General features: G+C 45.8%; 28 protein-coding genes. 4 read left to right on the forward strand and 24 right to left on the reverse strand.

Annotated elements, in window-relative coordinates:
• Positions 1-78: 78 nt before the first annotated feature.
• Positions 79-564, reverse strand: coding sequence for a hypothetical protein (locus C233_RS0103410; RefSeq protein ID WP_005807200.1), 486 nt, complete (start codon positions 562-564; stop codon positions 79-81).
• A 426-nt stretch (positions 565-990) separates the two neighbouring features.
• Positions 991-1,572, reverse strand: coding sequence for a hypothetical protein (locus C233_RS0103420; RefSeq protein WP_005807206.1), 582 nt, complete (start codon positions 1,570-1,572; stop codon positions 991-993).
• A 425-nt stretch (positions 1,573-1,997) separates the two neighbouring features.
• Between C233_RS0103420 and C233_RS0103430 the strand changes: the two genes are divergently transcribed.
• Positions 1,998-2,171: a histone H1 gene (locus tag C233_RS0103430; RefSeq protein WP_005807207.1), complete on the forward strand. Its 174-nt coding sequence runs from the start codon at positions 1,998-2,000 to the stop codon at positions 2,169-2,171.
• A gap of 93 nt (positions 2,172-2,264) precedes the next feature.
• Here the strand turns inward: C233_RS0103430 and C233_RS0103435 are convergent, their stop codons facing one another.
• Complete coding sequence (locus tag C233_RS0103435; RefSeq protein ID WP_005807208.1) at positions 2,265-3,689, reverse strand: OmpA family protein; 1,425 nt, start codon at positions 3,687-3,689, stop codon at positions 2,265-2,267.
• Positions 3,690-3,785: 96 nt separating this feature from the next.
• Here C233_RS0103435 and C233_RS0103440 point away from each other — a divergent pair, with 96 nt between their 5' ends.
• The gene (locus C233_RS0103440) at positions 3,786-4,925 is read left to right on the forward strand and encodes an IS481 family transposase (protein WP_018666028.1); all 1,140 of its coding nucleotides are present in this window, start codon (positions 3,786-3,788) and stop codon (positions 4,923-4,925) included.
• A 71-nt stretch (positions 4,926-4,996) separates the two neighbouring features.
• Here the strand turns inward: C233_RS0103440 and mobV are convergent, their stop codons facing one another.
• From mobV to C233_RS0103470, 6 genes are all read right to left on the reverse strand, one after another.
• Positions 4,997-6,454: a MobV family relaxase gene (mobV, locus tag C233_RS0103445; RefSeq protein WP_005815987.1), complete on the reverse strand. Its 1,458-nt coding sequence runs from the start codon at positions 6,452-6,454 to the stop codon at positions 4,997-4,999.
• Positions 6,455-6,673: 219 nt separating this feature from the next.
• On the reverse strand, positions 6,674-7,519 hold the full coding sequence (locus tag C233_RS0103450; RefSeq protein WP_005807210.1) for a helix-turn-helix domain-containing protein: 846 nt from the start codon (positions 7,517-7,519) through the stop codon (positions 6,674-6,676).
• A 1-nt stretch (position 7,520) separates the two neighbouring features.
• Entirely contained in the window at positions 7,521-8,015 is a 495-nt protein-coding gene (locus C233_RS0103455; RefSeq protein WP_229077946.1) for a hypothetical protein, read from the reverse strand.
• A 74-nt stretch (positions 8,016-8,089) separates the two neighbouring features.
• Positions 8,090-8,491, reverse strand: coding sequence for a hypothetical protein (locus C233_RS0103460; RefSeq protein WP_005807212.1), 402 nt, complete (start codon positions 8,489-8,491; stop codon positions 8,090-8,092).
• Between the two features lie 13 nt (positions 8,492-8,504).
• On the reverse strand, positions 8,505-8,951 hold the full coding sequence (locus tag C233_RS0103465; RefSeq protein WP_005807213.1) for a hypothetical protein: 447 nt from the start codon (positions 8,949-8,951) through the stop codon (positions 8,505-8,507).
• Between the two features lie 18 nt (positions 8,952-8,969).
• On the reverse strand, positions 8,970-10,010 hold the full coding sequence (locus C233_RS0103470) for a hypothetical protein (protein ID WP_018666031.1): 1,041 nt from the start codon (positions 10,008-10,010) through the stop codon (positions 8,970-8,972).
• A gap of 238 nt (positions 10,011-10,248) precedes the next feature.
• Here C233_RS0103470 and C233_RS0103475 point away from each other — a divergent pair, with 238 nt between their 5' ends.
• Complete coding sequence (locus tag C233_RS0103475; RefSeq protein WP_008781633.1) at positions 10,249-10,863, forward strand: recombinase family protein; 615 nt, start codon at positions 10,249-10,251, stop codon at positions 10,861-10,863.
• Between the two features lie 356 nt (positions 10,864-11,219).
• Here C233_RS0103475 and C233_RS0103485 read toward each other — a convergent pair whose 3' ends face one another.
• The 10 genes from C233_RS0103485 to C233_RS0103530 form a co-directional block, all read right to left on the reverse strand.
• Positions 11,220-11,501, reverse strand: a complete 282-nt coding sequence (locus C233_RS0103485) for an LPD11 domain-containing protein (protein WP_005807216.1) — start codon at positions 11,499-11,501, stop codon at positions 11,220-11,222.
• 28 nt (positions 11,502-11,529) lie between these two features.
• Complete coding sequence (locus C233_RS0103490) at positions 11,530-11,844, reverse strand: hypothetical protein (protein ID WP_005807217.1); 315 nt, start codon at positions 11,842-11,844, stop codon at positions 11,530-11,532.
• Positions 11,845-12,199: 355 nt separating this feature from the next.
• A complete protein-coding gene (locus C233_RS0103495; protein WP_005807219.1) occupies positions 12,200-12,583 on the reverse strand; it encodes a single-stranded DNA-binding protein in 384 nt (127 codons plus the stop codon).
• 788 nt (positions 12,584-13,371) lie between these two features.
• Complete coding sequence (locus tag C233_RS0103500) at positions 13,372-13,629, reverse strand: hypothetical protein (RefSeq protein ID WP_005807221.1); 258 nt, start codon at positions 13,627-13,629, stop codon at positions 13,372-13,374.
• On the reverse strand, positions 13,613-13,915 hold the full coding sequence (locus tag C233_RS0103505) for a hypothetical protein (protein WP_005807223.1): 303 nt from the start codon (positions 13,913-13,915) through the stop codon (positions 13,613-13,615). The genes C233_RS0103500 and C233_RS0103505 overlap by 17 nt, the downstream gene beginning before the upstream one ends.
• A 12-nt stretch (positions 13,916-13,927) precedes the next feature.
• Positions 13,928-14,260, reverse strand: a complete 333-nt coding sequence (locus C233_RS0103510; protein WP_005807225.1) for a hypothetical protein — start codon at positions 14,258-14,260, stop codon at positions 13,928-13,930.
• Between the two features lie 5 nt (positions 14,261-14,265).
• Positions 14,266-14,448, reverse strand: a complete 183-nt coding sequence (locus C233_RS0103515) for a hypothetical protein (RefSeq protein ID WP_005807227.1) — start codon at positions 14,446-14,448, stop codon at positions 14,266-14,268.
• A gap of 5 nt (positions 14,449-14,453) precedes the next feature.
• Positions 14,454-14,747, reverse strand: a complete 294-nt coding sequence (locus tag C233_RS0103520; RefSeq protein WP_005807229.1) for a hypothetical protein — start codon at positions 14,745-14,747, stop codon at positions 14,454-14,456.
• Positions 14,748-15,577: 830 nt separating this feature from the next.
• Positions 15,578-15,754 carry a histone H1-like protein Hc1 gene (locus C233_RS0103525; RefSeq protein WP_018666035.1) on the reverse strand — a complete coding sequence of 59 codons (177 nt, stop codon included), beginning with the start codon at positions 15,752-15,754 and terminating at the stop codon, positions 15,578-15,580.
• Positions 15,755-15,795: 41 nt separating this feature from the next.
• Entirely contained in the window at positions 15,796-17,073 is a 1,278-nt protein-coding gene (locus tag C233_RS0103530; RefSeq protein ID WP_018666036.1) for a phage integrase SAM-like domain-containing protein, read from the reverse strand.
• A gap of 358 nt (positions 17,074-17,431) precedes the next feature.
• On the opposite strand from C233_RS0103530, the gene C233_RS0103535 reads away from it, so the two are divergent.
• Positions 17,432-17,683, forward strand: coding sequence for a type B 50S ribosomal protein L31 (locus C233_RS0103535; protein ID WP_018666037.1), 252 nt, complete (start codon positions 17,432-17,434; stop codon positions 17,681-17,683).
• A 73-nt stretch (positions 17,684-17,756) separates the two neighbouring features.
• Here C233_RS0103535 and gcvT read toward each other — a convergent pair whose 3' ends face one another.
• The 5 genes from gcvT to C233_RS0103565 all read right to left on the reverse strand — a co-directional run bounded on the left by gcvT (position 17,757) and on the right by C233_RS0103565 (position 24,847).
• Positions 17,757-18,848 (reverse strand): glycine cleavage system aminomethyltransferase GcvT, encoded by a 1,092-nt coding sequence (gcvT, locus tag C233_RS0103540; protein ID WP_018666038.1) that lies wholly within the window; start codon positions 18,846-18,848, stop codon positions 17,757-17,759.
• A gap of 25 nt (positions 18,849-18,873) precedes the next feature.
• Positions 18,874-20,097: a peptidase T gene (pepT, locus tag C233_RS0103545; protein WP_018666039.1), complete on the reverse strand. Its 1,224-nt coding sequence runs from the start codon at positions 20,095-20,097 to the stop codon at positions 18,874-18,876.
• Positions 20,098-20,330: 233 nt separating this feature from the next.
• Positions 20,331-21,740 carry an amidophosphoribosyltransferase gene (locus tag C233_RS0103550; RefSeq protein ID WP_018666040.1) on the reverse strand — a complete coding sequence of 470 codons (1,410 nt, stop codon included), beginning with the start codon at positions 21,738-21,740 and terminating at the stop codon, positions 20,331-20,333.
• 227 nt (positions 21,741-21,967) lie between these two features.
• The gene (locus C233_RS0103560) at positions 21,968-24,130 is read right to left on the reverse strand and encodes a glycoside hydrolase family 97 protein (RefSeq protein WP_026314713.1); all 2,163 of its coding nucleotides are present in this window, start codon (positions 24,128-24,130) and stop codon (positions 21,968-21,970) included.
• Between the two features lie 237 nt (positions 24,131-24,367).
• Positions 24,368-24,847, reverse strand: coding sequence for an HU family DNA-binding protein (locus C233_RS0103565; RefSeq protein WP_018666042.1), 480 nt, complete (start codon positions 24,845-24,847; stop codon positions 24,368-24,370).
• Between the last annotated feature and the right edge of the window lie 37 nt (positions 24,848-24,884).

The following is a 24,884-nucleotide window of genomic DNA, read 5'->3' on the forward strand; positions in this document are numbered from 1 at the left end:
CTTTCGATTGCTGTACTTCATTAAATGAGTTGGGTGAAACCACCCGCATGGTAGCGGGTGGCTATACGACATATACCGTCAGAAGTGATAATCAATGACGCCTCCGACATAGAGCAAAGTGCCGGGTTCAAGAGAGCTGACAAACAGCATGAACTCAAAGGATGGCTCGGCAAATGACTGGCATCCGTCTCCATTCAGATAAAAATGATAGCCGGTATCCAGCGGATTATCTATTGCCTGCTTGAGGTAATATGTAGAACTCCACTCAAACATATTTTCGACAGTAATTGCGTCCGCTTTCTTCCGGATTTCTGCGACATACTTCTCTTTCCATTGTTCCATGCCATCACCTGTATAACGTATCGTGTCTTCCGATACAAGTTCGAACATTCCTTTCGGCAGGATGGAATTGACTAAATTGGTTATCTCTTCCTTGCGCTCTTCATCGCTGATGTCGGCACAATAATCGTAAAAACTGTTGTCGCCCTGATTGAGGGTGTCTTCGTTCAGATAGTTTTCCTTGTCTATCTGTGTTGTTGAAATTTGAAAAACTCTGCTGTGCATAATTCTGAATTTTAAGTTGTTGTTTTTATTTCCCTTTTCTTGAAGCCTTTCGGCCTTCTTGTCAGGGAATGATTTTTATGCAGGACAGACAGCGAGCATAGGACGAACAAGACAAGTAAACAGTGGACAGGATAAAGCGGAATACCCAAATCTATGATTTGCGGAAGGCTGCCGTGAATATCCGGGAACCGTTAGCATAGCGGTACTTGGCGACCGTCCGTCGCTGTACCTTCGCATATAAAATCTCTCCGACAAGAAAGTGCCGGCAGGTAGGAAATCATATATTTCTTACAAGAGGAATAACCTGGCCGAATATAAAGGGTATGCAGCTCCAGCGCAGTTTTGTAAAACAGGCGGTCTATAAAAGTATAGAAAAGACTCCCGAACAAATAATGCTCGGGAATCATTTGCTGATGTCGGATTGAATTAGTTTACTATTTGAAATTCATGCAGGTAGCAGAAGGCATCTTCGCTCTTGCTTTGCCAGCGTTCGTCAAGTGCCTTGACATCCTCTGCTGACTTTATCGGCTCTCCGCATTTTTCTTCAAGCCAAGCGAACGCATCTTCTTGGGTCTCGAAATATTCACTGAGATACTCTTCCTCTGGGGAACATGCGTCCAAGAAGAACCTGTCACTGAAATATGTACCAAATTCATCGTTTGTTTCATATACTTCCATGCCTGGCTCTTCCGCCTGAAAGTAATAGCGAAGATTGGGGAACGCTTCCCTCACAAGGTCAAATGTCTCACTGCATGGGGCCCACGCTGTTTCTGTGGAAAACTTCAATACATCACCGTCCATTTCAAGTCCGTTCCAAGAGCCACGGCAACGTACATCGTTCCAATCCTTACCCAAAGCATCCACGAGACATCCCAGCCAAGTAGTCCCAAATCCGTTTTCTACTGAAGGTGTCTTACGTTCTTCCAGTCCTTTCATCAACTCATACAGTTGCTTCACTTCTTTTGCGTCGCCATCTATCACATACGCAGTACTGCACCAATTCGGCATAATCGTAATAATTTAATTGTTGAACATTGTTTTTGTTTTCCCTCTTATCGAAGCTCTTCCGGCTTCTTGTAGGGGAATGATTTTTATGCAGGACAGACAGCGAGCATAGGACGAACAAGACAAGTAAACAGTGACAGGATAAAGCGGAATACCCAAATCTTCGATTTGTGGAAGGCTGCCGTGAAGATCCGGGAGCCGTTAGCACAGCGGTACTTGGCGACCGTCCGTCGCTGTACCTTTGCATATGAAATCTCTCCGGCAAGGAAAGCCGGTGATGAGAGAGAATATCAATTTATTGAATATAGAAATGGGTATAAAAATGGCATTATCATGCTATTCATGATATAACAGAACGCGTTCTGACAAAAGAATGATATATTTCAATATCTTTGCCAACGTATTGTATTATATAAATGTATTGTAATATGGAAAATTCATTTGCTCAGATCAGCGAATTGTTCGCTCAGTTTTCAGAGAATGCCAAACTTCAGATTGAAAAAGGCAATAAGGCAGCAGGAATGCGTGCCCGTAAAGCGTCACTTGAACTTGAAAAGCTTCTGAAACAGTTCAGAAAAGAATCACTGGAAGCCTCCAAATGATTCCTTTCGGAATACGTACATACCAGGTATCAAGTAAAAAGCCTCTGCGCTTCACAGCGGAGAGGCTTTTGGTTAATAATAGATTCTCTATGGCTAAAACAGTTCAACTTTCGTGTGTCTGTTGGCTTCGGTCGGCAGATGGTCGGCAATTCCACCTCTGCTGATTTTTGTGATCCTTTCTGCAGGAATGCCGCGCTGTTTCAGTTCCGAAACGATAAAGTCCGCTCTTGACTGGCTCAATGAATCATTGATGCCGGATGTCCCTGTAGAACTGTCCGCAGCCCCGGTAACTCTTACATGCAAGTCATATTTCTTTGCGACCCTTGCCAATTCATCCAGATTGAGTTTCTGTGAAACATCTGTCAGGCGGGCCGTGTTAAGAGTGAAAAAGAAATATACAGGAGCTCCGATACAGCTATCCGAGACATGATTCACAACCATGGGATTGTGCCCTTCAGCCGTTATGAATTTATTCGATACCAGGGAATCCGGATTCTGTTTGTCCTTGTTGTTATTGTTGTTATGAATGAATGCCGTATCGAGAGGAGATATTCCGTCCCAATGTCTGTGTTTCAGTCTTGCACGCAATGAGTTCAACCCACTATAATTGTTTACAGGATATCTTTGTTGTCCATTCTTCTCATCTTCCAGCAAGTGCCCGTAGGTATCAAGCAGACCTTCGATTTCCAGAATCTTCTTCAGTTCAGCAAGCGTTCGTTTGTCGCGGTCATGTTGTCCGGCATAGCGGCTGTTCTTCTCGGACAAGGCACGGGAATAATCGATGAGCTGTTCATTCCTGTGGATGTAATGCGTGACATCAGCAGCTCGTTTCCAACCTATTTTCCCGAGATGGAAGGTGAATCCGGCTGTCAGTGATACCATATGATCACCCAGGCGGTTTGTTCGGCCATAGCCATCAAATTTTTGTGAGGTTGTTGTCCCCGAGAACTCCAGTACTGCACTTACCCGTTTTGAAATCCGATATTGTCCCTGAATACCGTATGAGAAGGCGAAAGGAGAAGTCTTGTTGGAGGAATTGTGTATCAGTCCGACTCCGACAAATGGGGCAAGTCCCCAGCGTGTCTGCTCCTGTCCGGAATACCGATAACCAAGCAGGTTCCATAGCAGGTCTGCATGGACGCTATGGTAATTTTTCGTGGATAACCCGGCATCTTTGAATTGCAAACCGCTGTAATGTATGCGGGCGCCAACGGCAGGAGTAAACCATTTTCCGACGGCAAGGTTGTACGAGGGTTTCACACGTCCGAACAGATCTTCGCAGCCAAGAGGCGTTCCGAGAAAAGCGGTTGCACCTCCGGTGACACTGACAAACCAATTGCCACTCCCGGTTCTTGGCACTACCACACCGTCAAGATAGACCGGCTGGAGGGGTTGGAACAGTTCTGTGGCATCATGGAAGAACTCATGTTGTACAGTATCTCTTTCTGTATATCGTGAATTTGCCTGTACCTGCACGGAGCAGAGAACGGCAAAGATAAGAATGATTTGTTTTGTCATATTCAAATGATTTTTATTTGTTATGAATTAGTCAAGACTTAATCTGACAGTTACGCATAAAAAGAGTAGATTTGTAACATAAAAGCAGATTAAGTTATGACCACATCAGAAAAAGTCATCAAGAACAAACTGGGACTGCTTGAGCTGTCCCAACAGTTGGGAAACGTGTCACGAGCCTGCAAGATTATGGGATACAGCCGTGACAGTTTTTATCGTTTCAAGGAACTGTACGAGCAGGGCGGAGAACTGGCCCTGCAGGAGATTTCCCGTAAAAAGCCGGTGATAAAGAACCGCGTGGAGGAGCGCATAGAGCAGGCTGTAGTGCAGATGGCCATAGACAACCCGGCTTTGGGACAAGTACGCGTATCCAACGAGCTGCGCAAGAAAGGCATACTCGTATCTCCCGGAGGAGTGCGCTCCATCTGGCTCAGGCATGACATGGAGACCTTCCAGAAACGCCTGAAGGCACTTTCGACCAAGGTGGAGCAGGAAGGCATCGTGCTTGACGAGAACCAGGTGGCGGCATTGGAGAAAGCAAAAGAAGAAAAGCAAGCTCATGGAGAGATAGAAACCTATTATCCCGGTTTTCTTGTTGCCCAAGACACTTATTATGTAGGATATATCAAAGGAGTGGGGCACATTTATCAGCAGACCGTCATTGACACTTACTCCAAAATCGGATTCGCCAAACTTTACGACAGGAAGAACGCGCTCGTGGCGGCGGACATGCTCAATGACAGGGTGGTTCCGTTCTTCGAGCAGCATGACCTGAAACTGATGAGGATGCTCACGGACAGGGGAACCGAATACTGCGGAAACAGGGAAACTCATGAATACGAACTGTATCTGGCCATCGAGGACATAGACCATTCCAAGATCAAGGCCAAGAGCCCGCAGACAAACGGCATCTGTGAACGCTTCAACAGGACTGTCCAGAACGAATTCTACGCCATCGCTTTCAGAAAGAAGATATACACCTCGATAGAACAACTGCAGGCAGACCTTGACACTTGGATGAACTCCTATAACACGCAAAGGACGCACTCCGGGAAATACTGTTTCGGGAAAACACCCATGCAGACTTTCCTCGAAGGAATGGAGGTGGCAAGGAGATATCAATTGCAGGATGCAGGGAAAATACAACCTGATGAGCAGGTTATTGGCTCACCAGGTTGTGAGAGTGAGAATAGTTGCGTATCTTCGCAGATGGCATCGGACACTTTTTTTGTCCGATAGTATAGAAAATGTCAGAACAAGTCTTGACTATTACATTTGTTATAACTTTGATTATAATACATTTCTGCCATTTATCGTTTGGCTTTTTTGCCACTGGAAGGACGCATCATGCGACTTGCCATCTTCATGCACCGGAGAGCCCAGGCACGGTTGTCCTCGTCTTCATCACGTCCCCACTTGAGGTCATTTCCGCCACCTCCGCCGCCATGTGTTTCGGCAAATGTTGTGGCATCATCGACCATTCCAAGAAACAGCATTGTCGCACAGCGCATGACTTCCGTCCCCCGTTCCGCCACGGAACACAGGAGCGTGTCATCGAACTGTTGCCGTTCGGAAGGCTTCATCTGTGCCGACATTTCCCGCCACTCATTGACCATATTCTCCAACATGGCATCCTTGAGCAGACTGTCCACTTTGGAATGTACATCACGCGAGTATTTGTATGCTTCTTCCTTCAGTTCTTCTGTCCGCTCCTGAATGGCATCCATATTTTCCTTGAGCTCGGAAAGTTGTCGGTCAGCGGTCTGTAGCTTCTCCTGTTTGTCTGCCAATTTATTCTGGATAGCGGCCAGCTCATTTTCGAGCTTTTCTTTCTCGGCAGATAAAGTCTGTGCATCACCTTTCCGGGCTTCCATATCATTTTTGAGTGCCGACAATTGGGCTTCTTTTTCGGCCTGCTCCTTTTTCAAGTTTTCCACCATTGAAGTCAAGCCCTTGACCCTGCGCTCTGCCATCCGGATGTCCGAATGGAGAGAGGAAAGGACTTGCTGATGGCGGCTGATATTCTCTTCTATTGTAGAGCATTCCTCTGACAGCATACGACGGTATTCTTCTGTACTGCGATGCTTCTTTCCCGTTTCGGAAACACTTGAGCCTCTGGACATGCCCCATTTGCTATTGACTTCTGCATAAAAGTCCGTATGAAGCTGTTTCATGCGCCCGCTGAATTCATATTTGTCCTTACCGGCAAATATCTCCTTGTACGCAAACTTCCCATCTTTGATTGGCAGCAAAGTACAATGCACATGTGGATTCAACTCATCCAGATGTACAATGAATGCGGCAATATTCTGTTCACCATATCTGCCGCAGACAAATGAATAGACATCCTTTGCCCAACGTTCAATCTCACTCTTCCTTTTTATGTGTCTATTGTCCGCACCTTTTTCAAAATCGACTTCCTGCTTGCCAAATGCGAGTTCCTGCATCCGTGTGCGAGAGCCCCCAAAAATGATATTTACGACTGTACGGAATCTCGGTTCTTCCAAACCTTCATTGGGATCCTTTATGCCTCGTTTATGCAACAGTTCAGCCATTCGCTCAGGAATGCTCCGGCCTTTGTCGATAGGACGGATCTTACCTCCTGATACGACTTCAAAATTCAGGTGTTCACGTGTCGTGTCATAATTACCAAGGTCAGTAGCCCTTTTCCAACCTTTCTCTGTCCAATTGCGCATATGTTCATTACTCTGAGCCACTGTTATCCCTTTGGATACATGTACGTCAAGTACCTGTTTTGCATTTGCCATATTGTTTCCGTGTTGTTTTGTACAATCCATCATGTCCCAGCTTGCTGCTTGTTCGGACATGCCTCCCTGCGACGTTAGTCGGCAGGGGTATTAGGCTACCCACTCCCTCTGTTTCGTGGCATGTGGGCAAGCCCACTTGCCTCATAAAACTGGAAGGATGTCAGGACTGAGATAGGGATGGATTGTTCCTGGTTATACAATTCATTTTCGTTTCCCGGTTCAGTCCGACAATGTCTGGGCTTTTGCCGCAAGCGATAAAAAGGGAATACGGAACGATTTAAGGAGTTCTTTGTTCCTGTCCATATCAACACCTGCGCCGGATGTTTCGGGATTAAATACAAGCTCCGCAAGCTCTTTGGCGGTCTCGATAAACGCGCCCCATTCACCGCCGAGGTCAAGGGTGAAGAACTGCGACAGTTGTGAACTGTTATCGAATCTTGACTTACGCAACACACGCTGGAGAGCGGCATTGGCAATACACTCTAATATTGTTTCCCTTAGTTTTTCTTCCTGTCTGACGACTTCTGCCGATACCGTATCGGTGCCGTTGCCGGAAGCCTGAGAATTATCTTTACCGGCAATGGCGGCTAATGCCTGGCAAAGAGCCTGACCACATGAATGACCGGCATCCTCCGATGTCTTTTTGCCGATGACCCATTCGGACAATATACTGCCGATTCGTGTGGCAAAGTCCGGCTCTTCCTGTTCAGTTCCGGCTATTGCATTTTTTCCAGACTGCACGGTCATGGTGATGATGACGCTTTTATTAAGTTTTGTGCGTTCAAGTAGCCCGAAAGATTCCAGAGCATCCAGAAAGGTTCGGACAGTGGCACGATGCCAATGCCAGAATTCCGCAAGATCGGAGATTGTCACATGACATTGGTTGGGAAGAAGTTTTCGCTCCACTTTTCTTACAAATGGAGAAACAAAACCTGCCATTGATCTGTCCAGCAGGTCCCAATACGCTTCCGTCTTCGTTTTACGGTCTCCGGCTTTCTCCTTCAGGAAATCGAACACCTTGACATCTGCCAATATAAAGGTCGTATTCTCTTGACTATTTTCCATTTTACTTTGTTTTAATGATTATTACAGTGCGGAGTTTCTGAAATGCTGCCTTTGTCCGCTTCAAAGACACCATCGCGTGATGATTATCGTGTTTCTTTTCGGATATCGTTTCAGGATGCGTTGTCGTTCCTTCAGCCTTTTCTTCATCATCGCATTCGGCTGTGACCGGAGCAGAGGGATAGAACAAGGCTGCCAAAAGAATATAGTACGCAGTTACGGTAGTAGTGTACAGATACGGTTCAAAGCAGCTGACCAATGTTATAGCACTGATGCCGGCAAACAGACTCATGGAATCATGCAAACGGCTCAGACACCTGTCCGCCAGCTTGAACGAGAACATAGCGGCACAGATAACGGTTGATACCAGGATGCCGAATTCACCAGCATGTCCACTTGCATAGACATAGTGGAAAAGCAGTAGCAGGAACAGAATCACCCGTGTATAAAGTTTGCGGGCTCTGATGTTTTGTTTCATGGAAGCGTGAAACTTTGCCATAAACCGGTATGGCTTTTTGTACAATATCAATGACAGTACAAGAGGGGTCACGCAAAAGATGAGTTGCAATATTTTCAGTAACATAAGTAATATGGTTTTTCGGGTACGTGTATAGGTGTTGCTCTGAGTTCCAAGTGGACAATATCATAAGTTGCCAAGCGGATAATGGTTTCGGCATCCACGGCCGTGAGGTTCATTGCAGCTTTTTTGATTCGCTGCTTGAATGACCGGTCCTGTTTGCGATAGATAGCCAAAGCTTTGTTCAGTTCATGTTCAGGGATGGCCCATGTGGTACCTTCGAGGTATGTTCCGTTTGTCTTGAACGCCCGCAGGACCAAAGTTCGGGAGACAAGGTAGTCCGTCCTGTCACTTCTTGAGATGATATGTTCTTTATAGAGGTTGTCGTCTGCGACCTCTATCCATGTTCGGTGGGCATTGATCCAATAGACCATCTGCCTGTATAATGTATTTCTCATGATGATGTTGTTTTTATAAAAAGTCAATAAGTATGTCCTCCTTGTTCTTCTGGTATTTCAGCTTTCCGCTTTTAGAATGGAGTTGCAAGTCAAGGCAGAGATCCCCGTACATTTGTTCAAGTGAATCATATATGGTTACAAGGATGGTATGGACCTTGCCATCGGAATCAGTCTTAGCGTTCACCTTGAACATTTGGCCGAAAGATGGATTGGAGTAAGCGCATGTACTATGGCCGAACGGTTCGTCTTGCATAGGAATGTGATGATAAAGCACAATCAGTTCCATATCATCCTCCAGCATATCCATCACTTCTTCCAGGTCATAAGGATCATGCAATGGAAAAGTCAGCAGGACATAGTCCCCGTAAAACTGCGGCTCCTCCATAGTGGTTACATCGAGCAGCTGTGGCAACTGAAGGGGGACAAACGTCATAAAGTCTTTCAGAAAGTGTCGTAGCATATTCATTTGATTTTATGTTTATAGCGTGTGAATGTAAATCTCCATAAGCATTCCGGGTAATTCATCCAGGCGGTTGTCTCCCGAGTTCAAGATTCGGCACAAAGTCTCAAATATGGCCGGAGTCTGTACGGCAAACCGTTCAAGCTGTTCCTGGTCTTTGGAAGAAAGCATCGACAGGTGGAAACTGTCCATAGAAACGTATGGGCGCATAAGCATCCAGATATATGCGTAGGCTTGTGCTTTTGTTTGGACCTTTTGATTATGAATGTCATTGATGCAGGTTCCGGTATTAAGTATCAGTCTGCGATTGGTTCGCATGGCCAGGTAAACGAGGGCATCCTGGTGAGGTATCTCTTTACGTTCGGCGGCAAACAAAATCTGCAAACAGCATTTTTCCGTATCACGCGTTATATCGGAAATGTCTTCATCACCAATGCTGCACAGATATGGCAAGAACGCCCGAAAAATAGCATCCTCTTTTCCGATGAACTCTGTCATGTCATCTGTCCCGTGTATGCCATTTCGGAGAGTGTTGGCCAGCAAAGTACGATAATCCGAAATGATTTGCTTCCTGTCTCCCTTATGGATTGGGCGTTTATCTAATGACTCAAAGAATGGACGGATCTTTTCCACGGTCCGGATTAATCCATTGTCTTTGTCATTAGATGAAAGTTTTCTTTTCAATAGGAATAACTCCTGATAGGAACGTGGCCTTGACAAAGCCAGACGCGAGAACTCCACGCGTAGGGAATCATGTATGCCTTCGCATGTTTTACGAAGGTCTTGACCATGGATCCCAACCGTGTCCTGCCGGACATGGTTAAAAACGGAATCTCTTATGGCTTGCCATTGGCAAAGGTTTTCTGACAGCTCTTCAAATGAAACAGATTTCATCTTCCTTACTTCGAGCAGATAATTTCTGTATGTACCGGCAGGATCGCTTTCGGACTGTTCAGTCAATCCGCCATTACATGATGTGAACATGCATACCGTGATTGAAGCGGCAGCTATCATGTGTAAAAAACTTGATGCTTTAAGGTTCGTTTTTTGAATTTTCATACTATATGTTTTCGTACTATTTCACGCAAAACTATATATAATTTTCTATACTTAATACCATTGGAACTGTATTTTGTGTATTTTTCAATATCGTACTTAATAGTATGATTATCAATGAAAACAAGTGAAAGGAAAAAGGACGAAAAAATAAATAGTTCGATTTTTATAATGGTTTGATTTGGCCACTCAAATAAAACTTGTATATTTGCACTTGTTATCATTTGTATTGGATATTGACATGGCAAAAGTTGGTTATATATTTAAGGCAAATTCGTATGATGAATATGATGCGGACAAGGAATGGATGTGCCAGTACGGTTGTGTACAAGTGATAGAGGAATCAGTCCAGCACGAGACGCTCAGACCTCGCTGGAAACAGCTCATGACAAATCTTGAGAGAGGGGACGAACTGGTTGTCTCGAAATTCAGTAACGCCGTGCGCGGTTTGAGGGAGTTGGCCGCATTGATAGAGTTATGCCGGATCAAAGTGGTTCGCATTATTTCCATCCATGACAAGATTGACTCCCGTGGTGAATTGTTTCCGGACACGACGGCGGCGGAGGTGCTGACCATGTTCGGATCTCTTCCGGAAGAAGTGGCTGTATTACGCAAGTCATCTGACCGGGTGATACGCCTGCAACAGAGTATCAGTGTACCGGTGAAGACGAGCAAAATGTTGAGCAAGACCGAGCGGGATAAAATAGCTGTGGACATGTACAACAACGGTTATTCAGTCAATGAAATCATGGCGCATTGCAATGTCAAGAGCAAAAGTACTGTGTACCAAATTTTAGGCAAGTACAATGTGGCACTCAGCAGGAAACCTGGCCGCGTACCTGGAAATCGGAAATAGGAAGTCAAGGCAACCGATGCCATATTAGTGACGGATTTGCCTGTCAGTTTAAGTATATTTAGGGAAGCCTCTGACCCTTATTGGAAATTTGTAACGCTAAATATAAAAAAGGATATGGGAGAAATTATAGTCGTAGTATTGGTACTTTATGTCTTTTGCAAAATCGTGAAGGGCATATTCGGCGGATTCAGCAAAAGCAGCTTCCGTCATGATAAATAATCATTGCTGCCAACTGTTCACGCAAGGGAACAGTAAAAAAGGAAAACTAAAAGAGGAAAACTGCGTCATGAATAGCGTCCTCGTTATATCAATATAAGCCCCCCAAAGGTTTTGCTTGACTTTTAGGGGGCTTGGTGTCATTTATTCATTTCCTTTTTGTATTCCAAAATCTTGTCCATTGTCAGCCACTGCGGCTTTTCTCCTTCCTTGAAGCTGTCGTGCAACTTTATCATTAAATCGATTTGCCGTTCTTCATCACCTGCCCACAGGCGTTTGGGGTCTCTGCCTCCGTAATCCAAATAATACTCACAATCTGACTGCATCCTGGCTAACAGCATATATCTGAACCGTGCGTCTCGTTGCAATATATCATCAGCCGTTGTCCTTCCTGCTGTGCTTGGCTTGTTATTCGTGTTCATACTCAATTTACATTAACTTGTTATACAATCAGTCCGTTACGTCATAATAATAGCTTAACTCTTCGTCCTTCAGATTCTCAACCGCATACTGGTCTGCCTGTCTCCAGAGTGCATCATACAACGCCGCCACATTCGGTTTCGTTTTATAGTGCTGCCATATCTTGTGATTCAATACCAACACCAATTCCGTAAGGTACTTGCAGTTGCCTTTCCACTCTTCAAAGGCACGGTTGAAAGTGTCCTGAATAGCCGATAACCCGAAAATGTCGGCCGCTGAAAAATCTTCCCAAAAAGTAGTCTGTACGTTATACCCGTTCTCTGCCATAAATGCTCTGAATGTCATATCATTAAAATTTTTAATTGTTTTTATTTCCCTCTGATACATCCTGTATCGGAAGGTTGATTATTTTTCTGCCCACAAGATTGGCGGTCTGTCAGGCAAGGAGGATGCGAAAAATACTCTTTCCGACATGTCGGAAAGGAAGATTTTTCAGCAGCAAGCATAAGCGTTCCTTGACAGGACAAACAACCGGCAATCAAACTTTGCAGAAGAAATAACCGGGCTTTCGAAATAGGCGTGTAGGGAATTTCAGGCATTGCAATAAAAGGGGAAAACGTGAAATACAAAAGGCTATATTACGGAAGGCTTCGAGCAAAACAAAAGCGGCCCGAAAGCCGCTTTGTCAGGAAAACAGGGATTACTTCTTGCCCTTTTTCGCTTCTTTTGCCGGTTTCGAAGGAACTTCTTCCTCCTTCTCGACAGCCGGATAGAATTTGACTGCAACCGTCACGATGCGGTTGTGCTGCACTCCATCTTTGTCAGTCCATTCTTCAGGCTTGAAGTAGCCTTCTACGGTCAGCAGCGTACCTTTGGTAAGCTGGTCAAACGACCCGGAATTTTCATTCTTGCGCCACGCTTCAATGTTCATGAAAGCGGATATGCGCTTGGTTTCTTCGCCGATCTTCTCCTGGCGGGCAACAGCCAGAGGGAAACGTGCAACACTTGTGTTAGTGAATTGATAAACCTCGGCGTCTTTTGCGACATAACCGGTTACTGCGAAATTGTTCTCGTACTTTTTCATTTCGATTGCTTTTTGAAGTTAATAAATCAGTTTTACGGTGCATAAAAAGTAGGTGCAGTAAAGGGATGCACCAAGGATAACGTATAAATACTCTTTATTTTGGGGTTCTCCCAAACCGGAGGCTTGATAAAGGAAGATTTGTACTGTTACGCCATTGGTCAAGACCATGGGTCGCGCCCGGCTGCATACTAACTTTGCAACGAAAAACGATATGGCGACTTCAATAGAAAGCAGTCACGAAAAAGAAGAGGAAAAACAATTGGCAACTGGTTAAAGGAATAATAAAGACGGACGGTGCTGTCAATGGGCACGAATTGGTTTCAACTCTCGGCTGGCATAGGAAGAAGAGCTTCTGGCGAGAAACAGCACCATGTCTCATGATTTGAAGCGGCAAGGATGATATGCCGTACTGGCAGTAAGCGTATAAGCTGCGGCGTGGGAAAGGCCGTAAGACGAAGAATTGGCAAAGGGGTGCTGGCGTATCGGTGTTGCAGCCTTTATCCGGCAAGAGAAATGAGGGAAAAGAAGGCAAAATGAAAAAAGGGCTGAAGCCCGATTGGGAGACAAAGCGGAACGGGCGCGTTATGCGAGTTTCAGCTTCTATTTTATAAAGGGATATGGCGCAGCCAAAAGAGAATATAAATGGATAATCCGGCAAAAATCATTGTCCGGCCAATGGCCATCTGCGTCTCAATGAAGTTTTGGATATAAAAGGTTATTGCGGTAAATGAAGTTACGGGCTGGAACTGAATATTCAACTCCAGTCCGTATAGTACAGAGGCTCCATGTCAGAATTGGATCATCATGATGCGGTGTGGAAAGATTTTGTTTTTGTCGCTCGGTTTTCGTTTGCATATCCAAAGATGGTGTGCCCCATAGCCGAACGTGAAATACTCGTCAAGCCGGGTCTCTTTCTTTAGACTCTCCATGCTTGTGCGAAGTTCGTTTTCGTCTTTTGAAAAAAGAAGCGTGTTAATAATTCTGAAATATAGATTTGTCACTTCGCTGCAGTAAGGGCAAAAAGGGTGTTCAATCGTTACGTTCATAATTGTCTTCGTTTAGTGCATTAGTCATGATAGATTCTTCTTCCTGGTTGAAAATCTCAATAGTCGAGTAACCATCGTTTTCTTCGGGAAACAAAAGCTCGGAAGTATCACGCAAAGCCTCACTTCTTCCATGAGAAAGACGGCTGTCAATGATATTCGAAACATCTTTGCAACGCCAGGACCGGACGATTGCCTCTGCTTCCTCATAACTGTTGGCTTCCACAGTGAAATAGTCTCTTTCCCAACTTTTGACTTTACAGTCTTGATAAAATTCAAATTTTCCCATAAGCCATGTATTCTAACGTACTACTTCAACTATATCCTCAATCCTGCCATACAGTATTGAGCGTAATGCGGTTTTGTCTATGGCATAATATTCTTGGATATGCCCGTATTGTTTGACGAAATACCGCTTGAGAACATCGGAAAAATCAAAATGATAACCGCTCAAGGCAATCCCCCGTTTGAAATAGGTGCTTTCGCTCACGTTGCGAGTAATCCAATTCTTGTCTTCTCTATTGAGTTTGCCGCCATTATTCAGATGTTCCCGCAACTTATACACTCGGCTGCCTTGTAATGTTGCCAGCTCCGGAACATCCCATTGAACGAATTTTGTTGCTATCTGTGCCATATTGCTTAATCATGAATAATAATTTCATCTCGGAATACTGAAATCTCTTTGCCGCTTTCAAGGCGGACAACTATGGTAGTGCCATAGTCGTCCACAATTACACCTTCCGTGTAGCCTTTATAAGCCGTGGATAAAGTACAGGATAAACCTATAATATCGCTTTCGTTATCAAATGTTCTGTTGCTCATCACTATTATATTTTTATTTCCCACTTGCCTTGAGAGAAGATTCTAAAACTCACATATTCATTTTCAAATTCATAAGTTAGAATTTTAATATAGACTTTATCTTTTGCTTCCAGTGAGGCAACCAATTGGTCCATTTCTTTTTCTGGATATTCCCACCGGGAAGGAAATTCTGCATCAACAGAATTACCATACTTGTTTGCATAACAACTGAAATTGTCATCCAAGAAAGCCTCTATCTTATTGAGGTCATTTTGGTTTTCCGTACTTGCGTAGAAAATGTTTGTCGCATAATTTGCCATATAATTCTATTTTAAGTTTTCTTTTTTTCCCTCATGTAGCATTTACTACTTCAGGCTTGATTAATTATGTCGCTTCATAAGGTGTCATGGCTCTTTATGCAAGGTTTCACGACCAAATACTACCGCTGCAAAGCAAGGTGGAGATTTTGTTGTGAACCTCAAGGATACCTTGCATACAAGAAAGACATGACAAATACCTTTGCGGCACAATTCATCAAATAGCCCGAAGTCGAATGCTTATAGGGACAAATATTTACTCGTAAACTTATAAAGGAATATATTGCAGCGAAAAGAGAAAGGATGGAGTCAAAGGGAGTCCACTTTCTGCGGTCTAAAAAGGGAGTGGCAGAGTGAGCAAAAACAGTTTAGTTTAGTCCATTAGCCTATATATATGCTAAACTAAAGTAAACTAAAAATAGACAAATATTTGATTGCTTGGATGATTATTTTTAACTTTGCACATATTGATACCGATCATTGAAAACAATACTTTTCTCTTTTCGCTGCGAATTCCTGGATATATGAAAAAACATATATTGAATCAGGATGAGAAAGCATAGTAATAGCTTGGATTGGTGCTTTGATTGCAAGCAAGTGAAAGGAATGAAAAGTAATGCAAACAAAAAAACGAGGATTTACCTAAAAAACCATTTTTGTTCCTGATTTGTTTCTTGTTTCAGAAACAAAATTCATAAACTACTCATTTACAAATGGTTAAATAGTTGTATATTAAATTTAACAGATTTCGGTGCAAAACAAAAGCTAACGCTTTCTATTTTCTGTATGTATCGGATATGAATTTCATATCCTTGAATGAAGAAGACCGCCTGTTATTTCTTGGATTCTTCCAAAGAGATTTTGCGGAATTCCTTCATCATTTTCTCTATTGCCAGAGAGGCCTTGCGGGCACGTGTCCCGGCAGCCTTGTTGCCGTTTTCGGCCTGGAGAAGGGCATCTTTTGCAAATGCCTCGTAAGTCTCCTGGATTTTCGTCATCAATTCTTTCATAAGATACAAGTGTTATTTACGGGGGCAAAAGTACTATAAAATCAGAACATTTCCTCCATTTTCCGCTTTATTTCCTCTCTTTTAGTGTTTTTATAGTAGTGCTTGTAGATGGTGAGCGGGCTGTTGCCCGCCATCTCCGCCACGACATAAGGATTGTTGCCGGCATCCACCATTTTCGAGATGAAGGAGCCTCGGGCGGAATACCATGTGATCTTTTCCCTTACCCGGAGCATCTTGCAAGCCTTGGCCAGTGTCTGGGACAGCCTGGTGGATATCTGCTTGACACGGTGGGTTTTCTTTTCTGTGGTCGTGTGCTTGTGGGTAAAAACCGGAAAGACATAGTTGCCGTAACTCTGTCCCCTGTATTTTTCCATGATGACCTTTGCCTTTTTCAGCAGCGCGGGTTTTGCCGTTTTCGGGAACTTGATACGCTCGTACACTATCTTGTCCTCCTGGACCAGATCCCAGGTCAGGTTGCAGACATCCACGTTGGCCATCCCCCCGGTATAATAACTGAACAGGAAGAGGTCGAGGTGCAGCTGTTCCTTTTTCGTGAAGAGGGTGCGGTCAACATTCGCTATTTTCTCGATGACCTTGTCGGATACTGCTTTCGAGGTGGTCTCCGGCCATTTGATGTCGTTGCCAAGGACATTGAACGCTTCCATGTTTACCCCGTACATGCCTTCCTTGTTGGCATAGTTGCATACGGCGCGGAACATGCGGAGCTTGGTGGTCAGTCCGCCCCTGTTGCCCTCACGGATTCCTTTCTCCTTGATCCAGAATGCATAGTCGAGAAGGAATGTCTCCGTTATATCCGCGAAGAAATAGGAGGAAAAGGCCCGGTCGTATTTTTCTTTTGTGAATGCCTGGAGTTCTTTACGCATGGCCTTATACTTTTTGGCATTGCTGCTACTGTCAACTATCTGTCCGTTTTTGATACGTTTCTTTTCGTAGAATTTCGCTTCAAGGCAGTCTATCATCTGCTGGACGGATTTTACCCTCGGCTCAGGCTTGGTCGCTTTGACCGTATCGAAACAATGAGAAAGCTGGACGGGTGACCAGTTCCTCTCTTCGGCTTCCCACGTGTCGGCCACATGGAGGTATTTGGTCTTCATGTCCAGCAGCAGCTTGTTTTTTATTGTCGCCTCCGTGCTGCCGATACGGAATGTCTGGGACTTCTGGTCCCAGTCTTTCAGCAGGCCGGTAACATTGAGAACTTTAGGAACTCTGGCATAGCCGGTCTTGAAGAAGATCATCTCCAGCTTGACCATCTTCTGGTCGTTGGGGTTTTGTCTGCCCCGGATGTTAATCGTGTGCATAACAATAACGTGTTGGTTTATAAGTACTTTTAATTCAAACTGGCAGGCATCGATTGGTATCAATTTACCTACATAGAAACCTACATGAAAAGAATAGGTTTCCCGGTGAAATAAAGTTTCTACAGTATATCACCGTACTTACTTCTAAAACCAACACGTTATTAATCAATGCTTTCCGTGTCAATCAAAAATTAATCACAGAAAAAGGGCAACCCAAATGAGATTACCCGCTTTTTTTTCAGAAAAACCTTTTTTCATTTCATAGAAAAGCATTATCTTTGCGCACTGAAAAAGACCATTACACTATTTATTACCGAAATAGCAACCAGAATAATAAATTAAAAAAACAAATATTGAAATGAAAAAAGGTATTCATCCTGAAAATTACCGTCCGGTAGTATTTAAAGATATGTCAAACGGCGACGTATTCCTGTCTCGTTCCACTGTAAGTACGAAAGAGACTATCGAGTTCGAAGGCGAAACTTATCCGTTGGTAAAGTTGGAAATCTCCAGCACTTCCCACCCGTTCTACACCGGTAAGTCCAAATTGGTAGACACCGCCGGCCGCGTCGATAAGTTCATGAGCCGTTACGGTAACCGCAAGAAATAATCCGTTTCTTTAGAAACAGAAAAAAGGGAGTCTGATATACAGATTCCCTTTTTTATTTACCGCAATAGCAGCCTTACACCTTCCCCCGGAACGGCGGACGTACCACCACCGCCTTCAACTTACGTCCGCGCATGTCGATACAAATCTCCGTGCCGGGCTTGCTGTATTCGGGCTTCACATACCCCATGCCGATACCGATTTTGCGGGTAGGCGACATCGTACCCGAAGTAACTACGCCGATAGGAGCGCCCTCCGCACTCAGCAACTCATAACCATGGCGGGGAATACCGCGTTCTACCATTTCAAAACCTACCAACTTGCGCACCGTACCTTCCGCCTTCTGCTTTTCCAGCATCGGACGGTTAATGAAATCCTTGCCCTCTACAAACTTGGTAATCCAGCCTAACCCCGCCTCGATAGGCGATGTAGTATCATCCAAATCATTCCCGTACAGGCAGAAACCCATTTCAAGACGGAGCGTATCACGGGCGCCCAGCCCTACAGGCTTGATACCGAACTCAGCTCCCGCCTCGAACACGGCATTCCATATCTTCATCGCCGCTTCCGGGTAGAAATAAAGCTCGAAGCCGCCCGCACCGGTATAGCCCGTATTAGAAATAATGACATCCGGCTCGCCTGCAAACTCACCGTGCGTAAAGGTATAATACGGAAGCCCCGCGAGGTCGATAGGCGTCAGTTTCTGCAAGGCATCAATCGCTTTCGGTCCTTGCACGGCAAGCTGCGCCATGCGGTCGGACGCATTTTCCAATTCGGCTCCCTCCGTATTATGAGACACACACCACTCCCAGTCCTTCTCTATATTGGAAGCGTTGATAACGAGCAGATACTTCTCCGGCTCGTACTGATAGACAAGCAAGTCGTCCACGATACCGCCGTCCTCATTAGGAAAGCAGGTGTACTGCACTTTGCCCGGAGTAAGGGCAGCTACATTGTTGGAAGTGACTTTCTGTAAAAAGCCCAGGGCATGCGGGCCCTTCACCCAGAACTCTCCCATATGGGAGACATCGAACACGCCGACACCCTGGCAAACGGTCAGATGCTCGTCGATGATGCCGGAATACTCGATAGGCATATTGTATCCCGCAAATTCGTGCATCTTAGCACCCAGCGAGATGTGTGTTTCTGTAAACGGAGTGGTTTTCATAGGTTTATGATTTATAAATTACGATTTATTTACTGGCAACGAGCTCGGCTATCTTGACGATAACTTTCATCGCCTTCTCCATATTCTGGATAGGAACGAATTCGTAACGTCCGTGGAAGTTCAAGCCGCCGGCAAAGATATTGGGACAAGGCAGCCCTTTGAACGAAAGCTGCGCACCGTCCGTACCGCCCCGGATAGCCTTTACACGAGGCTCTACGCCCACAGCCTCCATAGCCTTGAAAGCGGTGTCGATAATATGCATTACCGGTTCAATCTTCTCGCGCATGTTATAATACTGGTCGTGCAGCTCGAGTACCGCCGTCCCTTCGCCGTATTCGGCATTAATCTTACGGACAAGATGTTCGAACTCCTTCTTGCGGCTCTCGAAACGGGCACGGTCGTGGTCGCGGATGATATAAGAAACAGTAGTCTGCTCCACCTCACCCGTAATGCCGATAAGGTGGTAGAAACCCTCGTAACCCTCGGTATGCTCCGGCGTTTCATGGCTGGGAAGCATGGATATGAAACGGTTGGCTACACGGATAGAATTTATCATCTTATGCTTGGCATATCCCGGATGTACGTTGCGCCCCTTGAAAACAATCTTGGCGGAAGCCGCATTGAAGTTTTCAAACTCCAGCTCGCCCGCTTCACCGCCGTCCATAGTATAAGCCCACTCACAGCCGAACTGCTCTACGTTGAACTTATGCGCCCCCAGACCTATTTCCTCATCGGGATTGAAGCCGATACGGATTTTGCCATGCTTTATCTCAGGATGCTCTTTCAGATACGCCACCGCCGAAACAATCTCTGCGATACCCGCCTTATCATCGGCGCCCAGCAAAGTCTTTCCGTCAGTAACAATCAAATCCTCCCCCTTATGGTCGAGCAGTTCGGGAAACTGGGCAGGCGAAAGAACCACCTTGCCGTCTGCGCACAGAACGATGTCCTTGCCGTCGTAGTTCTCGACGATGCGCGGACAAACATCCTTGCCGCTCATATCAGGGCTCGTATCCATGTGGGCAATGAAGCCTACAACGGGCACAGGCTTATCTATATTGGCAGGAAGGGTGGCGAACAAATAACCGTTTTCGTCCAGCGTAATCTCCTCCAGCCCCAAAGCTTCCAGTTCTTCTTTCAGATACTCGGCAAACACCATTTGCCCCGGAGTACTCGGCGTTACCCCGCTCTCCTCATTCGATTGCGTATCGAAACTTACATACTTCAAAAAACGTTCTACTAAAGTCATAATGATAGTTATTAGTGATTAGCAGTTAGTGATTAGTTATTAGCGATTAGCAGTTAGCGATGAACGATTAGCGGTCAGTAGACTACAACCGCGCCCTCCCTCTTTATCCGAACGGCATTAATCACTTATCACTAAACCCTAATCACCATTTACTGCCGTAAAGTTAGAAAAAGGGGCGTGAACTGCCAAGCAATTCACGCCCCTTTTTTATTCCATACCAATTAATTTGTCAATCAAAAATGGCTGCTACCGTCAAAGCAATGGGTGCAAAGTTTACATTTAGGCAACCCGATAGCCTCGACCAGCGTTTCCAGCGTATTGAACTTCAACGACGAAAGCCCGAAACGTTCGCGGATAATCTCCACCATTCTCTCATATTCCGGCGAACCGGTAGTGGCATATTTTTCAAGATTCTTATTCTCATCGCCCTCCAACTCCTTGATAACCCGGCGGGTAATCAGCTCCAAATCGCCTTTGGATGCGGTGAAACCCACAAACGGGCAGCTATATATCAGCGGCGGGCAGGCAATACGGATATGCACTTCCTTAGCGCCATACTCATAGAGCACCTTCACATTATCCCGCAACTGGGTTCCGCGTACAATGGAATCGTCACAAAACAGCAGGCGCTTGCCCTCCAGCATAGCGCGGTTGGGGATAAGCTTCATTTTCGCCACCAACGAACGCATCTCCTGCCTGCTGGGAGTAAAACTGCGAGGCCATGTCGGTGTATATTTTGAAATGGCGCGATGATAAGGCACACCCTTTCCTTCGGCATAACCCAACGCCATGCCTACGCCGGAATCGGGAATACCACAAGCACAATCCACCTCCGAAGTATCGGTCTGCCCCATTTTCAGTCCGGAAGAAAAACGTACATCCTCCACATTCCTGCCCTCGTAGCACGAAGTGGGGAAACCGTAATAAACCCATAGGAAAGAACATATCTGCATCTCCTCGTCCGGCTTGCGCATCTGCTCCACCCTATCGGCATGCAGGCGGACAATCTCGCCCGGCCCCAGGTAACGGTCTATCTCATAACCCAGGTTCGGGAAACTGCTCGACTCGCTCGTTGCGGCATAAGCCCCCTCCTTCTTGCCGATAACAATGGGAGTACGCCCCCAACGGTCACGGGCGGCGATGATACCGTCCTCCGTCAGCAACAGCATGGAGCACGAACCTTTGATATGCCTGTACACATTCTCGATACCCTCGACAAAGTTTTTACCTTGTATCAAGAGCAGGGCGATAAGTTCTGTCTGGTTGGTTTTACCGGAACTCAACTCGCCGAAGTGCATGTTCTGTTCCAGGAGCTTCGTTTCCAATTCTTGCAAGTTTACAATCTTGGCAACCGTTACAATGGCAAAACGGCCGAGGTGGGAATTCAAGATAAGAGGTTGAGGGTCTGTGTCGCTTATTATTCCGATGCCGGAACTCCCTTTGAACTTGTCCAGCTCGTCTTCAAACTTCGTGCGGAAATAAGTACTTTCCAGATTGTGAATGGAACGTGTAAATACGGCCTCGTCCTGGTCATAAGTAGCCAAACCGCCACGTTTCGTTCCTAAATGCGAATTATAATCTGTACCGTAAAACAAATCGGCCACGCAACTTGCCTTGGCGACTGTTCCGAAAAAACCTCCCATAAATTCCTTGTGTTATTAGTTATTTTATTAACGGCTGCAAAGGTACAAAGAAGTTTCCTTGTTAGTGCCATTTTCCACCAATACAATTTCTAAAAAAACTTATTTTCGCTCACGGAGCCGCCCTGCAACCACTGCCGCCGGACTTGCACCATACAAAACTCCCCGCCGGATTGCAGTCCGGCGGGGAGCTTGGCCAATACCTTATCGAAAACACTTTTTTATCCTAATCATCTCCACTTCTTCACAGCCTTCTTGTCGGCGGGAGTAGCCTCAATCAAGCTCAGGGCAAAGCCGCCGCTGCGTGCCTCCTTAACAGACATCTTGGTTTTGCTGGTAACGATACCTTTCTTTATCTGGTAAGAAGTGGGATTTTCCTTGTAATCGGCATCCTTGCCGTCGGCATACAAGGTAGCTACATACTGCTTGCCCGGCGTCAAGAAATCGAGGGTAAAGTTGGCTGTACGGGCATTCTCATCCGTAATACCGCCTACAAACCAGTTTTCGGAACCTTTCGCCTTACGCGCCACGGTAATGTAATCCCCCGGTTCAGCCTCGATATATTTGCTGTCGTCCCAATCTACGGCTACATCCTTGATAAATTGGAAAGCATCCATATGCTTCTCGTAATTCTCGACCAAGTCGGCAGCCATTTGCAGCGGACTGTAAAGAGTTACATAAAGAGCCAGTTGTTTGGCAAGCGTAGTCTGTACCTGTCCATGCGGCAAGTCGCCCATGAAGTCCAGCTTCGTATCGAAAATACCCGGCGTATAATCCATAGGACCACCGATAAGACGGTTGAACGGAAGCAGAGTAGTGTGGAACGGCTTACTGCCGCCGAAAGCCTCGTATTCCGTACCGCGGGCGGACTCGTTACCTATCAGGTTGGGATAAGTACGGCACAAACCCGTAGGACGTACAGCCTCGTGTGCATTCACGCAGATTTTATAATCGGCGGCTTTCTTAACGGCATAGAGATAGTGATTATTCATCCACTGTCCGTAATGGTATTCGCCGCGGGGAATGATGTTGCCTACATAACCGCTCTTCACCGCATTATAACCGTTGTCTGCCATAAACCGGTAAGCCTCGTCCATATGCCGCTCGTAATTGCGCACCGACGCCGATGTCTCATGGTGCATCATCAGCTTCACCCCTTTGCTCTTGGCATAAGCATTCAGCATCTTCACATCGAAATCGGGATACGGGGTAACAAAGTCGAAAACATAATCTTTGGAATGTCCGAACCAGTCCTCCCAGCCTTCGTTCCAACCCTCTACCAAAACCTGATCGAAACCGTGGGCGGCTGCAAAGTCGATGTACTTCTTCACATTCTCATTGTTGGCGCCGTGACGTCCGTTTGGCTTCATTTTGGAATAATCCGTCTCGCCCAGCTTAACGGAAGGAAGTTCGTCCGTATACGCCCAAGTGCTTTTACCGGCAATCATCTCCCACCATACGCCTACATACTTCACCGGCTTAATCCAGGAAACATCCTCGTAAGCGCAAGGCTCGTTCAAGTTCAGGGTCAGTTTCGAGGCAAGGATATCGCGTGCATCATCGCTGACGATGACCGTACGCCACGGAGACTTGCAGGGAGCCTGCATATACCCCTTATCGCCTACTGCGTCGGGGGTCAGCCAAGATTCAAAAACCATATTCTTATCGTCCAGGTTCAGGTGCATGCAAGAGTAGTCCACCAAAGCCGCTTCGTGCAGGTTGATATACAGCCCGTCATCGGTTTTCATCTGCAAGGAAGTCTGCACGCCGGTCGGCGAGAAAGGAGTCTGCGATGAATTCGGAGTGATAGCGCCTTTCATCAGACCGCGGATTTCAGAAAGCTTGGATTCTGTATAGTCGTATTCCTGCGTATCATAGTCGCCCGGAATCCAGAACGCCTTATGGTCGCCCGCCATAGCAAACTGGGTACGTTCTTCTTTAATAACGAAATAATTCAGGTTCTTCTGCAAGGGAAACTCGTAACGGAAGCCCAGCCCGTCGTCGAAAAGGCGGAAACGGATGATGATATTACGCTCCTGCGCTTTCTGGTTCAACGTTACAGCCATTTCGTTGTAATGGTTGCGGATTTGCTTCACTTCGCCCCACACCGGTTCCCAAGTTTCATCGAAGGTAGAGGTTTCCGTACCCGCCAACGTAAACCCGTTAATCAGTCCCGGGTCATTTTTCAGTTCCAATCCCAGTTTAGAAGGCTTAATCACAACCTTTCCCTTATAGAAAAGCTCGTAAACGGGTTCGCCCTGAGGATTGACAGAAAAATTCAACTGGAGTTGACCGTTAGGCGAGGTTATACTCTCGGCCATTGCTGCGCCGCTCATAAAAAGAGCGAGCAGGAAGCAGGTTAGTTTAGTGCAGATTGCTTTCATGTTTCTCATACTATGGTTTAATAATTTGTTATCGTGAGGCAAATATAAGCAGGAAAGAGACAATATATGAAGTAATTAAATGAAATTACGAATCATTCACCGGCAAACGTTTGCATAAGGACGGCTTTCCGATTCCCACCTCCCCCCAAAACAGAAAATGGGAAGCTGCCGTGCTCCCCATTTCCCTATCACCCCATTACCGTCCTGCCGGTTCATCATCACCTGTACACCCGGCGTCTACCGGCATCATCCCAAAGGATTTTCTTCATCGCCGCCATTACCGGAACTGCCGTTACCGGAGCCACCGTTACCCTTTCCGCCGTCGGTATAATCCGTATCGGGCATCGCCATTCTGGTAACGCTCATCTGTCCCAGCATCGTATTGAAAGCTTTTCCCGGGAAAAAAATAATACGCTTGCGAACGATATTGTTCGCCGTAACGCCGGCTTCCGTATCGGCGCACTTCCCCACGAAAGAAGGACGGAACAGCCCGAAATCTCCCAAACGGACAGTCTTTCCGTCATCTATTTCCTCCGACATGATATCCACAAGGCCGGCAGCCACCAAATCCACCGTTTTCCTATGAATACCCAGGATACGGCTCACTTTGGCACACAACTTATCAAAATCCAACCCGCCCGTCCCTACTGACTTGGCAACATACTTTACTTTTTTCTCTTTGTCGAAACCGAAAACACGTTTAGCTACTACATACTGAAGTCCCATAATCTTAATTTTTTAAAAAGTTAATAATAAATAGATA

The sequence above is a fragment of the Bacteroides gallinarum DSM 18171 = JCM 13658 genome (genome assembly GCF_000374365.1).
Classification (GTDB): domain Bacteria; phylum Bacteroidota; class Bacteroidia; order Bacteroidales; family Bacteroidaceae; genus Bacteroides; species Bacteroides gallinarum.

Bases quoted from the DNA above. Each gene is read 5' to 3' on its own strand.
- C233_RS0103410 (WP_005807200.1), bottom strand. From the start codon at position 564: ATGCACAGCAGAGTTTTTCAAATTTCAACAACACAGATAGACAAGGAA.
- C233_RS0103420 (WP_005807206.1), bottom strand. From the start codon at position 1,572: ATGCCGAATTGGTGCAGTACTGCGTATGTGATAGATGGCGACGCAAAA.
- C233_RS0103430 (WP_005807207.1), top strand. From the start codon at position 1,998: ATGGAAAATTCATTTGCTCAGATCAGCGAATTGTTCGCTCAGTTTTCA.
- C233_RS0103435 (WP_005807208.1), bottom strand. From the start codon at position 3,689: ATGACAAAACAAATCATTCTTATCTTTGCCGTTCTCTGCTCCGTGCAG.
- C233_RS0103440 (WP_018666028.1), top strand. From the start codon at position 3,786: ATGACCACATCAGAAAAAGTCATCAAGAACAAACTGGGACTGCTTGAG.
- mobV (WP_005815987.1), bottom strand. From the start codon at position 6,454: ATGGCAAATGCAAAACAGGTACTTGACGTACATGTATCCAAAGGGATA.
- C233_RS0103450 (WP_005807210.1), bottom strand. From the start codon at position 7,519: ATGGAAAATAGTCAAGAGAATACGACCTTTATATTGGCAGATGTCAAG.
- C233_RS0103455 (WP_229077946.1), bottom strand. From the start codon at position 8,015: ATGGCAAAGTTTCACGCTTCCATGAAACAAAACATCAGAGCCCGCAAA.
- C233_RS0103460 (WP_005807212.1), bottom strand. From the start codon at position 8,491: ATGAGAAATACATTATACAGGCAGATGGTCTATTGGATCAATGCCCAC.
- C233_RS0103465 (WP_005807213.1), bottom strand. From the start codon at position 8,951: ATGCTACGACACTTTCTGAAAGACTTTATGACGTTTGTCCCCCTTCAG.
- C233_RS0103470 (WP_018666031.1), bottom strand. From the start codon at position 10,010: ATGAAAATTCAAAAAACGAACCTTAAAGCATCAAGTTTTTTACACATG.
- C233_RS0103475 (WP_008781633.1), top strand. From the start codon at position 10,249: ATGGCAAAAGTTGGTTATATATTTAAGGCAAATTCGTATGATGAATAT.
- C233_RS0103485 (WP_005807216.1), bottom strand. From the start codon at position 11,501: ATGAACACGAATAACAAGCCAAGCACAGCAGGAAGGACAACGGCTGAT.
- C233_RS0103490 (WP_005807217.1), bottom strand. From the start codon at position 11,844: ATGACATTCAGAGCATTTATGGCAGAGAACGGGTATAACGTACAGACT.
- C233_RS0103495 (WP_005807219.1), bottom strand. From the start codon at position 12,583: ATGAAAAAGTACGAGAACAATTTCGCAGTAACCGGTTATGTCGCAAAA.
- C233_RS0103500 (WP_005807221.1), bottom strand. From the start codon at position 13,629: ATGAACGTAACGATTGAACACCCTTTTTGCCCTTACTGCAGCGAAGTG.
- C233_RS0103505 (WP_005807223.1), bottom strand. From the start codon at position 13,915: ATGGGAAAATTTGAATTTTATCAAGACTGTAAAGTCAAAAGTTGGGAA.
- C233_RS0103510 (WP_005807225.1), bottom strand. From the start codon at position 14,260: ATGGCACAGATAGCAACAAAATTCGTTCAATGGGATGTTCCGGAGCTG.
- C233_RS0103515 (WP_005807227.1), bottom strand. From the start codon at position 14,448: ATGAGCAACAGAACATTTGATAACGAAAGCGATATTATAGGTTTATCC.
- C233_RS0103520 (WP_005807229.1), bottom strand. From the start codon at position 14,747: ATGGCAAATTATGCGACAAACATTTTCTACGCAAGTACGGAAAACCAA.
- C233_RS0103525 (WP_018666035.1), bottom strand. From the start codon at position 15,754: ATGAAAGAATTGATGACGAAAATCCAGGAGACTTACGAGGCATTTGCA.
- C233_RS0103530 (WP_018666036.1), bottom strand. From the start codon at position 17,073: ATGCACACGATTAACATCCGGGGCAGACAAAACCCCAACGACCAGAAG.
- C233_RS0103535 (WP_018666037.1), top strand. From the start codon at position 17,432: ATGAAAAAAGGTATTCATCCTGAAAATTACCGTCCGGTAGTATTTAAA.
- gcvT (WP_018666038.1), bottom strand. From the start codon at position 18,848: ATGAAAACCACTCCGTTTACAGAAACACACATCTCGCTGGGTGCTAAG.
- pepT (WP_018666039.1), bottom strand. From the start codon at position 20,097: ATGACTTTAGTAGAACGTTTTTTGAAGTATGTAAGTTTCGATACGCAA.
- C233_RS0103550 (WP_018666040.1), bottom strand. From the start codon at position 21,740: ATGGGAGGTTTTTTCGGAACAGTCGCCAAGGCAAGTTGCGTGGCCGAT.
- C233_RS0103560 (WP_026314713.1), bottom strand. From the start codon at position 24,130: ATGAGAAACATGAAAGCAATCTGCACTAAACTAACCTGCTTCCTGCTC.
- C233_RS0103565 (WP_018666042.1), bottom strand. From the start codon at position 24,847: ATGGGACTTCAGTATGTAGTAGCTAAACGTGTTTTCGGTTTCGACAAA.